Below are 14,987 nucleotides of genomic sequence, written 5' to 3' on the forward strand. Positions count from 1 at the left end.
CGAGTTCCCCGTCGAGGTACCGGCGGACGAGGAGGGGTACGGAAGGCCGCAGCGGTAGGTTAGTCTTCCACGACCGTGGGGCCGTAGGGGGCGGCCGACGGCGTTCCGGGGGGTGGCGAACGTGAGTACCGTACGTTTCGTGCGGAGAGCACGGCGGGAGGCGCCGCGCGTGCCCAGTGGCGAGGTGAGTGTCCAACCGCCGCCCGACATTCCCCGTGCCACACCCGGCAACCTGGTGACCAAACTGCTCCCGCTCGTGATGGTCGCGGCGATGATCGGGATAGTCGCGCTGATGTTCGGCACGGGAGCGGCGCGCAGCCCCATGGCGATGATCTTCCCGCTCATGATGGTCGTGTCCCTGGTGGGCATGCTCGCCAACGGTGGTCGCAGCGGTGGGACGAAGACCGCCGAGGCGAACGAGGACCGCAAGGACTATCTGAGATATCTCGACCGACTCCGGCGCGAGGTCACCGAGACGGCGCACGAACAACGTCGGGCGCTCGAATGGACGCATCCCGATCCGGCCCTGCTGTGGACCCTCGCCGGCACCGTCCGGATGTGGGAGCGGCGCAGCACCGATCCGGACTTCGGTCATCTCAGGGTGGGGCGCGGAGGCCAGCGACTCGCGACCCGGCTCGTGCCACCCGACACGGGACCGGTCGAGGATCTCGAACCGGTCGCCGCCGTTTCTCTGCGCCGGTTCGTGCGCGCGCATTCGGTGGTGCCGGCACTGCCCACGGCCGTGTCGCTGCGAGGTTTCGCCGCCATCGGCATCGACGGAGACCGTGAGACGGCACGTTCGCTCGCGCGGGCGATGCTCGCGCAGGCGTGCACCTTCCACGGACCCGACATGCTGCAGGTCGCCGTCGTGTGCGGGCCCGACACCGCTGCGGAGTGGGAGTGGATCAAGTGGCTGCCGCACGCGCAGAACCCGGTCCTGCGCGACGGTGCGGGTAGCGCACGCACGGTGTTCGGCTCGGTGCTCGAACTCGAGACGGATCTCGCGACGGTGCTGGCCGGTCGCAGCAGGTTCGTCCGGAACGCCCCGGCCGACGAGGGCGCCGTGCACCTCGTCGTGGTCGTCGACGGCGGAGTCACGGGATCGGGTTCGGGTGTGCTCGACGACGGTCTCGACGCGGTGACCGTGCTCGACCTCTCCGGATACGCCGCACGGCTGAGCGCGACACGCGGTCTGCGTCTGGTGGTCGAGGAGGGGCGGGTCGGGGTCGCGACCGGCACCGACGTCGATGTCTTCGCCGATACCGACTCCATCGACGCCGCACAGGCACAGACCCTGGCGAGGCGGCTCGCCCCGTATCGGGTGACGAGCGGCGCGGTGGACGACAGCGCCGGCGACGACCGGCCGTCGAGCTGGCAGGAGTTGCTCGGGCTCGGGGACGTGGCGCGATTCGACCCCGACCAGGCGTGGGTCCCGCGCCGTGGACGCGACCGTCTGCGGGTTCCCATCGGCGTGGGCATCGACGGTGAGCCCGTCGAACTCGACCTCAAGGAGGCCGCCGAGAACGGGATGGGTCCGCACGGATTGTGCATCGGCGCAACTGGATCGGGAAAGAGTGAGTTCCTGCGGACACTGGTTCTGGGCCTCGTGGCGACGCACCCACCCGAGGCGCTCAACCTGGTCCTGGTGGACTTCAAGGGCGGCGCGACCTTCCTCGGACTCGAGCAGATCGCACACGTCGCGGCGGTGATCACCAATCTCGCGGACGAGATCGCGATGGTCGACCGTATGAAGGACGCGCTCGAAGGTGAGATGAACCGCCGGCAGGAGCTGCTCCGGACCGCAGGGAACTTCGCCAATGTCGGCGACTACGAGAAGGCCAGGGCGGCGGGCGCCCCGCTCGACCCGCTGCCCGCGCTGTTCATCGTGGTCGACGAGTTCTCCGAACTGCTCTCGCAGCAACCCGAATTCGCCGATCTCTTCGCGGCGATCGGGCGGCTGGGACGGTCGCTGCACATGCACCTGTTGCTGGCGAGCCAGCGACTCGACGAGGGCCGGCTCCGCGGCCTCGACAGTCACCTGTCGTACCGCATCGGTCTGAAGACGTTCTCCGCCAACGAATCGCGGAGCGTCCTCGGCGTCCCCGACGCCTACCACCTGCCGTCGACGCCCGGCGCGGGATACCTCCGGACCGATTCCGCAGACATCCAGCGGTTCTCCGCGGCGTACGTCTCGGGACCGTACGAACCCGGCCCTCCCACCCGGCGCATCCGGTCGGCGGCGCCGACCGGCGCGTCCCGGCCCCGCATCTTCACGGCCCGGACGGTGCCGGTCGAGTCCGGTCCGCCCGCTCCGGTCGCCGAGCCGCTCCCGGTCCCCGCCGCAGGCGACGGACGGAGCGTTCTCGAGGTGGTCGTCGACCGGATCCGGGGGCACGGCACACCGGCCCACGAGGTGTGGCTGCCCCCGCTCGACGAATCCCCGTCGCTGGACATACTCCTGCCCCGGTCGGTGCTCGCCGGCGACGTGCCACGTCATGCTGCGCTGCGCACCGTCGTCGGTGTCGTGGACCGGCCGTTCGAGCAACGCCGCGACCCGCTGGTGGTCGACCTGTCGGGGTCCGCCGGCAACGTCGTGGTCGTCGGTGGCCCGCAGTCCGGCAAGTCCACCCTGGTGCGCAGCCTCGTCCTGTCGATGGCACTGACGCACACCGCCGAACAGGTGCAGTTCTACGCTCTCGATTTCGGTGGCGGCACGTTGTCGGGTCTGGCCGGCCTGCCGCATGTCGGTTCCGTCGCCGGACGGCACGACACCGATCGGGTGCGCCGGACCGTTGCGGAGATGATGTCGCTGCTGCGCCGCCGCGAACGATCCTTCGCCGAGAACGGCATCGAGTCCATGGCCCAGGTGCGACGGATGCGCGCCGACGGAAACGCGCTCACCACCGACGATCCGTTCGGTGACGTCTTCCTCGTCGTCGACGGGTGGCCCAGCATCCGGCAGGATTTCGAGTCGCTGGAACAGACGATCGGGATCCTGGCGGCCCAAGGCCTGTCCTACGGCATCCACGTGGTGCTCAGCGCACCGCGCTGGGGCGACGTCCGGCCTGCCATGCGCGACCTGCTGGGTACGCGGCTCGAACTCCGACTCGGCGATCCGTCCGACTCCGAGTACGGCCGCAAGAGAGCGGCGACGGTGCCGGAAGGGCGACCCGGACGCGGCATCGACCGCGACGGACTGCACATCCTGGGCGCGTTGCCCCGGGTGGACGGAAGCTCCGATCCGGCCGATCTCGCGGCCGGTGTCGCCGCGGCGGTCGAGGCCGTCCGCGCTACCGCGTCCGGACGGTCGGCGCCGCCGGTCCGCATGCTGCCCGAGCACATCGACAGGTCCGACCTGCTCGCGGCAATGCCCACCGGATGGCCGCCGCCGGTCGATGCCTCCCGGTCCGCCCGGCTCCGTATCCCGATCGGCATCGACGAATCCGAACTCGCGCCCGTGTCGGTGGATCTCGCCGACAGTCCCCACCTGTTGATCTTCGGCGACTCGGAATGCGGCAAGACGAACCTGCTCCGGGGACTGTGCCGCGGATTGACCGAGTCCGGCAGCGGCGCCGAGATCAGGATCGTCATCGGCGACTACCGCCGGACCATGCTCGGCGTCGTCGGCGGTGGCCATCTCGGCGGATATGCGCCGTCGGCCACGGTCCTCGCGGCCATGGTCCGGGAACTCGCCGCTATCTGCGAGCGTCGGCTGCCGGGCCCCGACACGACACAACAGCAGCTGCGCGACCGGTCGTGGTGGACCGGGCCCGAGGTGTTCGTGGTGATCGACGATTACGACATGGTCGCGACGTCGGGTCAGAACCCGGTGCTGCCGCTGCTCGACTACCTCCCACAAGGGCGGGACATCGGGTTGCACCTGGTGGTCGCGCGCCGTTCGGGCGGAGCGGGACGTGCGATGTACGAACCGATTCTGGGGCGCCTGCGGGAGCTGTCGAGTCCGGGTCTGATCATGAGCGGAAGCCGCGAGGAGGGAGCGCTCGTCGGCGCGGTCCGTCCGTCACCGATGCCACCGGGCCGCGGCACGCTCGTGCGACGCGACGGCACGTCGCTCGTCCAGACGGCATGGGCGCCGGAGGCGTGATGACGAGCCGGGACGAGGCGGTGGTTGCTGCGGTCGCGTTCACGATGACATCCGGGTCGATTCACATCGGATGGCCCGGAACGACGCGCAGTGTGCCGGCTCTGGCGGCAGATGTGGGCGAGCGCCGGGTATTCGGAGCTTCCGCCGGTGAGGTGGCGGATCCGCTCGACGTCACAGAGTTCGCGGATATCGCCGCGGTCGGAACCGAACGCGAACTCGGGGAGTTGCTGACCGGACTCGTCGCGTACGGCGCGGCGACCGCGGGTGCGCCCGACACGGCCGGGCCGGCATGTGCGATACACCCCACCTGGTGGAACGAGCGGCGCCGCGACCTTCTCCGGACCGCCGTGCGGCAGGTTGCGGGCGACACGATCCTGCTCCCGGTCGCGGTGGCCGCCGCACGCGCCGCCGACACCGCTCCGCACGAGCGGTGCGCGGTGCTCGAATTCGCCGCCGGCGGAGTCACCGCGGTGAGTGTCGCCGGGTTCGCCCCCGACGGGCCGACCGTCGAGCGCGTCGCGCGGGATCCGGATCTGTCGCTGTATTCCCCGGACGCCGCGGCGCGTCTCGAGAGCCTGCTGACCTCGGTGTGCGGCGGGTCCGGACCGGAGGTGGTGGTGGTGACCGGCGGGCCGGGCGAACCGTCCGGTGTCGAACCGCTGGCCCTCGCGGTCGATCTCGTGGGTCCGGGCCGACGGGTCGTGCCCGTCGCGGCCTCGGAGATGCTCGTCGCGGTGACCGGTTCCCCCTCGGCGCCGACCACCCCGGGATCGGGTGCGCGGGGCGCACCTACCAGGTCGACGATCGACGGACCCGACCGGACGCTGCCGTGGCTGAACGAGGTACGCGCACGCCCGGATTCCGGCCGTCCCGGGCGGGACGGCCGGGTGCGCACATTGTTCGTGGCCGGCGCGGTGGTCCCGGCCCTGCTCGCCGCCGCGATATTCCTGTGGCCGCTCCTCGCAGGAGGAGACGACACGGACGTTCGGAATCTGCCCGAAGTCGTTGCCGCGGAGGAGATGCCGAGCGCCGTCGAATCGCCCTCGGTGGTGCCCACCGGCGACCCCGGACCTCGGGCGTCGACTCGGGTCGACGTCGGGCCGCTGAATCTCGAACTGCCCGACGGCTGGCGCATCCGGGACCCCGAGACCGTATCTGCGGGTCGTGCGGAACTGATACCGCTCGGCGGGGCCGATCGTCGGATCCTGGTCGTGTACCGGGATCTTCCCGACGGGACGGACGCGGGTTCCGTCGCATCCGCGTTGGTTGCGCGGGCCGCCGAACGTGCACCCGTCATCCGCGATCTCGACGCCGACACGACCTTCGCCGACCGCAAGGTCGTGGCGTACACGGAGGTTCCCGACGACTACTCGGTGGTGCGGTGGTCGGTGCTCGTCTTCCCCGGACTCCAGGTCTCGCTGGGATGCCAGTACCTCGAGGAGGATTGGACTCGTATCCGCAGTGAATGCGAGCAGGCCGTCCACACCCTCCGGCTCGGCTGACGACGGGGATTCGCGAATTTTCCGGACACGGCGGAACCGATACCGCACCGGGCGCGTCCAACCACATGTAAGAGCGAAGACCGGCTCGACGCCGAGCCGGGTGATCCACGCACGAGCGAAGGAGTACGCCGTTGAGTCAACCGACCGGCAATTCGAATCAACTCACCACCGATGTGGCGACCATGGAGGTCGTCGCGGGACAACTCCAGGACTCCCGCGCCGAACTCGACGCGATCCTCGGACGGCTGACGGGCGTGGTGCAGTCCGCGCCGGCCGTCTGGCGGAGCCGCTCGGCGGAACAGTTCGCCGGAATCATGGAGCGCTGGAACGTCAACCACACCAAGCTGTCGAACGCGCTGGACGAACTGGCCGAGGCCGTCCGCACCAGCGGACGGTCGTACGCCGCCGCCGAGGATCACCAGGCCCAGTCCCTGTCGGCGATCGACCCCGACGGCGGTTCGGTTCTCAACGGCTCGTTCACCTGATCCCCGGTCCTTCCGGCACACATTCGAGAACAAGGAGAACGATCCGTGTCCGAGATCTATCAGAACTTCGCCGGCGTCGCCGACCTGCACGCCCAGCTCGTGTCCGGTCAGAAGGCGATCGAGGCGACGCTCGACCGCATCGAGGGGCAGGTGGCGCCTCTCGTCGCCAGCTGGGACAGCGACGCGAAGGAGCGTTACGCCGCCACGCAGGCCCGCTGGAACGAGGCCGAGGCCGGTCTCATCCAGGTGCTGCACGACATCGGCCGGGTGGTCTCGACCGGTAACGACAACATGCAGGAGGTCGAGCGACTGAACCAGCAGCGCTTCCCGGGCTGATCCGGGTTCGTCGGATCCGACCGGTCCGGCGCTGTCACGTCCCGGTGGTGGAGAGGCCACCGGGACGTGGCTTGTCTCGGCGGCGCGTGCTCCCTGCACGGAGGCCGAGCGCAGGAGCCTGCCGAGGCGCTTTGACCCGTCCGGTCCGGGCCCGGTAGAGTGTCCCCTCGGCGTGTCGCACGTCGTCGTGCCCTGTGGCGCGACGAACATCTCTCCCGGGTCTCAACTGGCCGCCGGGCGTGACCATCGTCGACATGCAGGCCAGCAGCGAAACGATAGACGAGGAAGATCTGTGTCTACGTACACACCGAAGGCCGGCGACGTGACCCATCAGTGGCACGTCATCGACGCCACCGACGTGGTGCTCGGCCGCCTCGCGGTGCAGGCGGCAAACCTGCTCCGCGGCAAGCACAAGCCCACATTCGCGCCGCACGTCGACGGTGGTGACTTCGTCGTCATCATCAACGCCGACAAGGTTGCCATCTCCGGCAACAAGCGGACCGACAAGTTCCTCTACAGCCACTCCGGTCACCCGGGCGGTCTGCGGGCTCGTTCGGTCGGCGAGGTTCTCGAGAAGAACCCCGACCGCCTCGTGGAGAAGGCCGTCACCGGCATGCTCCCGAAGAACAAGCTCGGTCGCGCCATCGCGAAGAAGCTGAAGGTCTACGCGGGCCCGAACCACCCCCACGCCGCGCAGCAGCCGGTGCCGTTCGAGATCAAGCAGGTGGCACAGTGACGACGCCCGAGGAACAGAACGTGAACCCCGAAGAGTACGTCGAGAACGTCGAGGTCGCTGCCGAGGAGTACGTCGAGGACGTCGTCGAGGCACCTGCTGCCCCGATCGTCTTCGACCGTCCGGTCCAGACCGTCGGTCGCCGTAAGGAGGCCGTCGTCCGCGTCCGCCTCGTGCCCGGCACCGGCAACTTCACCCTCAACGGCCGCACCATCGAGGACTACTTCCCGAACAAGGTGCACCAGCAGCTCGTGAAGTCGCCCCTGGTGACGGTCGAGCGCACCGAGTCGTTCGACATCCACGCACGCCTGCACGGCGGCGGCCCGTCCGGCCAGGCCGGCGCGCTGCGTCTCGCCATCGCGCGTGCACTCACCGAGGTCACCCCCGAGGATCGCCCCGCGCTCAAGCGTGCCGGCTTCCTCACGCGTGACCCGCGTGCCGTCGAGCGCAAGAAGTACGGCCTGAAGAAGGCCCGTAAGGCATCGCAGTACTCCAAGCGCTGATGTGCCGCCGACGCTGATTTCGTCAGAGTCGGCACCTGTTCCACCACGAGAGCAGGCGTCGGTAGACATTTCCTACCGGCGCCTGCTTTCGTGCATTCTGTCCTCTATCGGCACCCGCGGCGGGGGCCGCACACGATTGGGAGGCTGTGTACATGGGTCGGTTGTTCGGCACCGACGGAGTCCGGGGCTTGGCCAATGCCGAGCTCACAGTGGAGCTGGCAGTGCGCCTCGCAGGCGCTGCCGCAGCGGTGCTGGCCCCGCAGGGTGCCGACCGGCGGCCGGTTGCGGTCGTCGGTCGCGATCCCCGCGCGAGCGGCGAGATGCTCGAGGCGGCCGTCACGGCCGGACTCACCGCCGCCGGAGTCGACGTGCTGTCGGTGGGCGTGCTGCCCACCCCGGCCGTCGCATTCCTCACCGGTGCCTACGAAGCCGACCTCGGTGTGATGATCTCCGCGTCGCACAATCCCATGCCCGACAACGGCATCAAGATCTTCGCGGCCGGCGGGCGCAAGCTCGACGACGAGGTCGAGGACCGGATCGAAGCGGTGCTGCACGGCGACGCCGCGACGGCCGCACGCCCGACCGGCGCCGGCATAGGCCGCGTACGCGCCGTGTCCGACGCACTCGACCGTTACCTCGCGCATCTCGCGGCTGCCGTGCACCGGCCCCTCACGGGTACGACCGTCGTGGTCGACTGTGCGCACGGTGCCGCCTCGACGGCCGGCCCGGCCGCCTACGCTGCCGCAGGCGCGACGGTGATCGCGATCAATGCCGAACCCGACGGACTGAACATCAACGACGGGTGCGGCTCCACGCACCTGTCCGTGCTGCAGCAAGCTGTGCTCGAGCACGGCGCCGACCTGGGCCTCGCGCACGACGGCGACGCCGATCGCTGCCTCGCGGTCGACGCGACCGGCACGGTGATCGACGGCGACGCCATCATGGCGATCCTCGCCCTCGGCATGCGCGAAGCCGGTGAACTTCCCGACGACACCCTCGTCGCCACAGTGATGAGCAATCTCGGTCTGCACCTCGCGATGCGCGCGGCGGGGATCGAGGTGCGCACGGTCGGTGTGGGCGACCGCTACGTGCTCGAGGAGCTCCGGCGCGGTGGCTACGGCCTCGGTGGTGAACAGTCGGGTCACATCGTCCTTCCCGCGCACGGCACGACCGGCGACGGCGTGCTCACCGGTCTCCGCCTGATGGAACGGGTCGCGACGACGGGTCTGCCCCTCGCGAAGCTCGCCTCGGTGATGACTTCGCTCCCGCAGGTTCTCGTGAACGTGCGGGTACACGACAAGGTCGCCGTGGCGAACGATCCTGCGGTGGCGGCTGCGGTCGCGGCCGCCGAGAGCGAACTCGGTGAGACCGGCCGGGTGCTGTTGCGTCCCTCGGGCACCGAACAGCTCGTGAGGGTCATGGTCGAAGCCGCCGACGACGATCACGCTCGCGCCGTCGCCGACCGTCTCGCGGAAGTCGTCGCCGCCGTCTGATCGCGAGCGGAACCGGATCGCCGCGCGCTGCGTCCAACCCCTTCGAGAAGGTTCGTCGGGACGGAGAGCGGACATGGACATACGGCAGGGCACGATCCGGTTCGACGGCGACGCGGTGCACGCGGTCGCGGCACGGCTGGCGGAGGTGGCCGAGGACGCCGACCGCGAGATCCGTCGCGGATTCGGCGGTCTCCGATTCGACGGGTCCGGCACCGGAGCGGCGCACCGCTCGGCCGGCGTCTGCGCCGAGACCGGATATCGCAGGGTGCGCGCCGCGTGCGAGACCTGGGTGGCCACCGTACAGGCGCATGCCGATGCGCTGCGCGCCGTGGCGGACGGCTACCTGGACCAGGACCTCACCATCGAGGTCGCACTCGCCGATGTGGCGGCCCGTGCCGCACTCGACCATTCGGGAGACCGCCGGTCGTGAGGAATCCTCCCGTGGACGTAGGCGACATCCTGGACGCCGGAGCGCCCGGCCTGGCCCGTCTGACCGACGACCTGCGATGCCTGCACGCTCTCGGCTGCACGACCGGAAGTACCGTCGCGGATGTCCGCGCCCGCTACGACGAGCACCGTGCCCTCTCCCTGCCGTCACTCACCGACGACGCGGCCGGAGCGCGCTCGCTCGCGGCATCCCTCGGCCGTCGGACCGACGAACAGCGTCGCCTCCTGCTGCGGCTCGACGAGGCATGGGACGGCTCCACCGCGGAGCACGCCCGCACGGCCCTGACGTCCACCATCGCCGGGGGAGTCGGATTGTGTGCGTCGCTGACCGATCTCGCGGGAGCGCTCGAGACGGCTGCTTCCGCGATCGCCGACGCGCTGCGTGAGAAGGCCCGCGTCGTCGGGGGTCTCGCGGAGCGGCCCGTGGACGGCCGGACGAGGGACGAGATCGACACGATCGTCGCCGGGGCGAGCGGCGGCCCGCACGGACCGACCCCGGAAGAGCGATCACGCTGGTTCGGCGATCCGCCCGGTGGGGGAGCAGCGGCAGACCCTGCCGTCGAGTGCCGGAGATGGGTCGAGGAACGACTGGTGCCGGCCGTCCGCGACGCCGTCGACGCACTGGTGCAGGCGTGCGACGACGCCGGCCGCCGGATCGCGGACAGTCTCACCGAGCTGTCGACCGCCACGGAACGAGCCGCGGACGGTGCCGAGGCGGCCGCAGATGCGTCCGGTGCCGAGGCGGCCGCAGATGCGTCCGGTGCCGAGACGGCCGCAGGCGCCGAGAGCGGGTCCGTGCAGGACGTACCGATGACGCAGGACCGCGCCGATCACGGTGCGGCCGTGTCCGTTCCGGGTGTCCGGCCGGGCGAACGCAAACGCGAGCACCCACCCGGATCCGTCCAGGAGGTCCGCCCGCAGGACGAGAGCGACGAGAGCGACGACGACGTCGTACTCGCCGAAGCCGGACCGCTGTGACGCGAACGACGAGGCGCCGCGCTGTCAGCGTCCGAGGAGCAGATTGACCTGCGTGCCGAGATCGCGCTCGACGGCGTCGGGATCGGCGATCACCGTGGACCCGGGCAGTTCGGTGGTGGGATCGGAGAAGATCGCGTACGTCTTGTCGCCGGTCAGGCGATGGAGCAGGAAGCCGGTGAGCACGGCACGGGTGCGTTCCTGCGTGCGCCGCTCCGCACCGCCCACACCGAGGGCGCCGAGCAGGCGGCGACCCTCGACGAGCCCTTCGTCGTCGGCCTTGTCGACCACGCGCAGCTGCACGTCGTCGCTGCCCCAGCCCCGGGCGACCGCGACGGCGTCGCTGGTCATCGACCCGATGCTCTTCTCTCCGACGAGGACGAGGCCCGGTGCCCGGACTCGGGCGGCCGCCTCGGACGCGGCGGGGGAGACGGGCGAGGGGTAGAGCGCAGCGACGGTCGCGACCTCGCGTCTCGCGGCGGCGAGCACCGCCGCACCCGCACCGGAGCCGTGGCCCACCAGCGCGAGCTTCGACGGGTGGACACTGATCCGCCCGGTGCCGAGACGCACGCCGGCGCAGATGTCGAGGGTGGTGAGCAGGTCGGTCGACAACCCGATCGCCGACGGCACCGGTCCGCGCTCGGTGTTGGGAGCCCCCACCACGATTCCCCAGGACGCGAGGTGCTCGAAGAGTTTCGTGTACTTGGTCACCCCGGTGAGCCAGCCGTGCCCGAACGCGATCGCGGGCAGGTCGAAACCTTCCGCGGGGGTGTACACCACACCCGGCTGACCGGCGAGCGCCAGGTCGCCGCGCAGCACCGTGTGCGGGCCGCGCCGGGAGAGTTCCTGAGCCAGTTTCTTGGGGTTCGCCGCCACGGCCTGAACGTTAGCGGATGGCGCCGCCCGCCGGGGTCGGTGCGTACCGGACGGCGTGCCTCGATGCAGGTGCGCGGCCCCACCGGTGTGTTGTTCCCGGGCGGGGGTCGACCAGTACCCTGCTAGGCATGTGCGGAATCGTGGGCTATGTCGGGCACCGTCGTGCTCTCGACGTCGTGGTGGAGGCGCTGCGGCGGATGGAGTACCGGGGTTACGACTCGGCGGGCGTCGCCATCCTGGACGGCAAGGGTGGTCTGGCCGTCGAGCGGAAGGCGGGGCGGCTGGTCAACCTGGAGGCCGAGCTCGCCGAGATCGGCGAAGAGCATTTCGCCGGGACCGCGGGGATGGGGCACACCCGGTGGGCCACCCACGGGCGTCCCACCGACCGCAACGCGCACCCGCATCGCGACGCGACCGGCAAGGTCGCGGTGGTGCACAACGGCATCATCGAGAACTTCGCGCCGCTGCGCGAGGAGCTCGAGAAGTCGGGTGTGGAACTGGCCAGCGACACCGACACCGAGGTCGCGGTGCACCTGGTGGCCCGCGCCTACGCGGAGGGCCCGACGGCGGGCAACTTCGTCGACAGCGCCCGCAGTGTGCTGCGCCGTCTGCAGGGTGCGTTCACGCTGGTCTTCGCCCACTCCGATCATCCGGGCACGATCGTGGCGGCCCGCCGGTCGACGCCGCTGGTCGTCGGGGTCGGCGACGGCGAGATGTTCATCGCCTCGGACGTCGCGGCGTTCATCGAGTTCACCCGTGACGCCGTCGAGCTCGGTCAGGACCAGGTGGTGGTGATCACCAACGACTCCTACGAGGTCACCGACTTCGAGGGCGACACCGACGTGGCGACACGTCCGTTCACCATCGACTGGGATCTCGCCGCCGCCGAGAAGGGCGGCCACGACTACTTCATGCTCAAGGAGATCGAGGAGCAGCCGGCGGCGGTCGCCGACACCCTGCGCGGTCACTTCGTCGACGGCTGCATCGTGCTCGACGAGCAGCGCCTGTCCGATCAGGAACTGCGCGACATCGACAAGGTGTTCGTCGTCGCGTGCGGCAGCTCGTACCACTCGGGCCTGGTCGCCAAGTACGCGATCGAGCACTGGACCCGGCTTCCCGTCGAGGTCGAGCTGGCCTCGGAGTTCCGTTACCGCGACCCGGTGCTCGACCGGTCCACACTGGTCGTGGCGATCTCGCAGTCCGGGGAGACCGCCGACACGCTCGAGGCGGTCCGCCACGCCAAGGACCAGAAGGCGCGCGTGCTGGCGGTGTGCAACACCAACGGCGCGCAGATCCCCCGCGAGGCCGACGCGGTGCTCTACACCCGCACCGGCCCGGAGATCGGGGTGGCGTCGACGAAGGCGTTCCTGGCGCAGATGGCCGCGAACTACCTGGTGGGTCTGGCACTGGCGCAGGCGCGCGGTACGAAGTATCCCGACGAGGTGGCTCGCGAGTACCAGGACCTGGCGGCGATGCCGGAGAAGATCGCCGAGCTGCTGACCGGGATGGAGCCCGTGCGGGCGCTGGCGCGGGAGCTGTCGGCCTCGCCGGCCGTGCTGTTCCTCGGCCGGCACGTGGGTTATCCGGTGGCGCTCGAGGGCGCCCTCAAGCTCAAGGAACTGGCGTACATGCATGCCGAGGGCTTCGCCGCCGGTGAGCTCAAGCACGGCCCGATCGCGTTGATCGAGGACGGCCTGCCGGTCATCGTGGTGATGCCGTCGCCGAAGGGCCGCGCCGTACTGCACAGCAAGTTGCTCAGCAACATCCGGGAGATCCAGGCCCGCGGGGCGGTCACCGTCGTCATCGCCGAGGAGGGCGACGAGACGGTCCGGCCGTTCGCCGACCACCTCGTCGAGATCCCGTCGGCGCCGTCGCTGCTGCAGCCGCTGCTGTCGACGGTGCCGCTGCAGGTCTTCGCCGCGGAAGTCGCACAGGCCCGCGGATACGACGTCGACAAGCCCCGCAACCTCGCCAAATCGGTCACCGTCGAATAGCGGCCCACCTGCCGCCGGTGCAGGAGGGCGGTGCAGGAGGAACGATGCGCAGTTATCACCCGTCCGAGGTGGTCCGTGGGGCGGAGGCCCCGCTGCTGGGGTCCCTTCCGGAAGGGACGCTCATGCGGCGGGCGGCCTACGGGCTCGCACGGGTCGTGGCCTCCGAATTGCGCGAACGTACCGGTGGGATCGCCGGTCGGCGGGTGAGCCTGCTCGTCGGATCGGGCGACAACGGCGGCGACGCGCTGTGGGCGGGAGCCTTCCTGCGCCGCCGCGGCGTGTCCGTCACGGCGCTGCTGCTCGACCCCGACCGCGCCCATCCCGCAGGCCTGCGGGCGCTGCGGCGGGCCGGCGGCCGGGTCGTGCCGGCGACGAGCGACCACCTCGGCGATCCCGACATCGTGCTCGACGGGATCGTCGGCATCTCGGGCCGCGGGTCGCTGCGACCGGTCGCTGCCGCCCTCGTCGACGCGATCTCCGCGCCGATCGTCGCGGTCGACACACCCAGCGGCGTCGACCCCGACACGGGGGCGACGGACGGACCTGCGGTGACGGCCGCGGTGACCGTCACCTTCGGCGCCTGCAAACCGGTGCATGCCCTCGCTCCGACACAGTGCGGACGGGTCGAGCTCGTCGATATCGGACTCACCCTTCCCGAAGCGCGGCTGGTCGCGGCCGAACCGTCGGAGGTCGGCGCGATCTGGCCGGTTCCCGGCGCCGACGACGACAAGTACAGCCAGGGCGTGGTGGGTATCCGCGCGGGCAGCGCGAGATATCCGGGCGCCGGCGTGCTGTGCACGGGCGCGGCCGTGGCCGCGACCTCCGGCATGGTGCGCTACGCCGGGTCGGGTGCTTCCGAGGTGCTCGCGCGGTTCCCCGAAGTCGTCGTGTCACCCTCGGTGGCCGAGACCGGACGAGTGCAGGCCTGGGTGGTCGGCCCCGGTGCCGGTACAGACGACGAGGCCTGCGCGACCCTGCGCGACATCCTCGCCACCGACCTGCCGGTGCTCGTCGACGCCGACGGGCTGACTCTGCTCGCCCGCGTCCCCGATCTGGTGCAGGGACGGTCCGCGCCCACCCTGCTCACCCCGCACGCCGGCGAATTCGCACGTCTGACCGGGAATCGTCCCGAACCGGACCGAGTCGGGGCGGTCCGTTCCCTCGCCGCCGACTGGGGTGTGCACGTGCTGCTCAAGGGCCGCGCGACGCTCGTGGCACGACCCGACGGGCATGTCTTCGTCAACGACGCGGGCGGCTCGTGGGCGTCGACCGCGGGCGCCGGCGACGTGCTGGCCGGCATCATCGGGTCTCTGCTCTCGTCGGGCATGCCGGTCGACCTGGCCGCGGCCGCCGGTGCACGGGCCCACGCACTCGCCGCGAACCTCGCCGCGCAGGACCCGAGCGGCTCCGGAGCGGCACCGATCTCGGCGAGCGCGATCCTCTCGCGCATCGGCGACTCGATTCGCCTGCTGCGCACCCATATTGCCGAATCGTGACGTGGCACACGGGGACGCGACGTCGGCGTCCGGCGGCGCAGT

12 protein-coding genes are annotated in these 14,987 nt (G+C 70.7%); 11 read left to right on the plus strand and 1 reads right to left on the minus strand.

Translation table 11 applies throughout. The features are described 5' to 3' along the window. Positions 1–121: 121 nt before the first annotated feature. The 9 genes from eccCa to PV766_RS08260 all read left to right on the plus strand — a co-directional run bounded on the left by eccCa (position 122) and on the right by PV766_RS08260 (position 10,582). Positions 122–4,105, plus strand: a complete 3,984-nt coding sequence (gene eccCa / locus PV766_RS08220) for a type VII secretion protein EccCa (protein WP_421096842.1) — start codon at positions 122–124, stop codon at positions 4,103–4,105. Continuing rightward, positions 4,105–5,607, plus strand: a complete 1,503-nt coding sequence (locus PV766_RS08225; RefSeq protein WP_421096843.1) for a type VII secretion-associated protein — start codon at positions 4,105–4,107, stop codon at positions 5,605–5,607. The genes eccCa and PV766_RS08225 overlap by 1 nt, the downstream gene beginning before the upstream one ends. 131 nt (positions 5,608–5,738) lie before the next feature. Then, positions 5,739–6,092, plus strand: a complete 354-nt coding sequence (locus tag PV766_RS08230; RefSeq protein WP_421096844.1) for a WXG100 family type VII secretion target — start codon at positions 5,739–5,741, stop codon at positions 6,090–6,092. 45 nt (positions 6,093–6,137) lie between these two features. Next, entirely contained in the window at positions 6,138–6,428 is a 291-nt protein-coding gene (locus tag PV766_RS08235) for a WXG100 family type VII secretion target (RefSeq protein ID WP_016932690.1), read from the plus strand. 292 nt (positions 6,429–6,720) lie between these two features. Further along, positions 6,721–7,164, plus strand: coding sequence for a 50S ribosomal protein L13 (gene rplM / locus PV766_RS08240; RefSeq protein ID WP_213930144.1), 444 nt, complete (start codon positions 6,721–6,723; stop codon positions 7,162–7,164). After that, positions 7,161–7,664, plus strand: coding sequence for a 30S ribosomal protein S9 (rpsI, locus tag PV766_RS08245; RefSeq protein WP_085470052.1), 504 nt, complete (start codon positions 7,161–7,163; stop codon positions 7,662–7,664). The genes rplM and rpsI overlap by 4 nt, the downstream gene beginning before the upstream one ends. Positions 7,665–7,816: 152 nt before the next feature. Continuing rightward, positions 7,817–9,157 carry a phosphoglucosamine mutase gene (gene glmM, locus PV766_RS08250; protein ID WP_421096845.1) on the plus strand — a complete coding sequence of 447 codons (1,341 nt, stop codon included), beginning with the start codon at positions 7,817–7,819 and terminating at the stop codon, positions 9,155–9,157. Between the two features lie 73 nt (positions 9,158–9,230). Continuing rightward, the gene (locus PV766_RS08255; RefSeq protein WP_129976477.1) at positions 9,231–9,587 is read left to right on the plus strand and encodes a hypothetical protein; all 357 of its coding nucleotides are present in this window, start codon (positions 9,231–9,233) and stop codon (positions 9,585–9,587) included. An 11-nt stretch (positions 9,588–9,598) separates the two neighbouring features. Continuing rightward, positions 9,599–10,582 carry a hypothetical protein gene (locus PV766_RS08260; RefSeq protein ID WP_421096846.1) on the plus strand — a complete coding sequence of 328 codons (984 nt, stop codon included), beginning with the start codon at positions 9,599–9,601 and terminating at the stop codon, positions 10,580–10,582. A 24-nt stretch (positions 10,583–10,606) separates the two neighbouring features. Here the strand turns inward: PV766_RS08260 and PV766_RS08265 are convergent, their stop codons facing one another. After that, the gene (locus PV766_RS08265) at positions 10,607–11,455 is read right to left on the minus strand and encodes a hypothetical protein (RefSeq protein WP_421096847.1); all 849 of its coding nucleotides are present in this window, start codon (positions 11,453–11,455) and stop codon (positions 10,607–10,609) included. A 128-nt stretch (positions 11,456–11,583) separates the two neighbouring features. Between PV766_RS08265 and glmS the strand changes: the two genes are divergently transcribed. Further along, entirely contained in the window at positions 11,584–13,449 is a 1,866-nt protein-coding gene (glmS, locus tag PV766_RS08270) for a glutamine--fructose-6-phosphate transaminase (isomerizing) (protein WP_255161415.1), read from the plus strand. A gap of 44 nt (positions 13,450–13,493) precedes the next feature. Continuing rightward, complete coding sequence (locus PV766_RS08275) at positions 13,494–14,945, plus strand: NAD(P)H-hydrate dehydratase (RefSeq protein ID WP_421096848.1); 1,452 nt, start codon at positions 13,494–13,496, stop codon at positions 14,943–14,945. Positions 14,946–14,987 lie beyond the last annotated feature (42 nt).

This window comes from Rhodococcus sp. As11 (assembly GCF_048957735.1).
In the GTDB taxonomy this organism is placed as follows: domain Bacteria; phylum Actinomycetota; class Actinomycetes; order Mycobacteriales; family Mycobacteriaceae; genus Rhodococcus; species Rhodococcus gordoniae.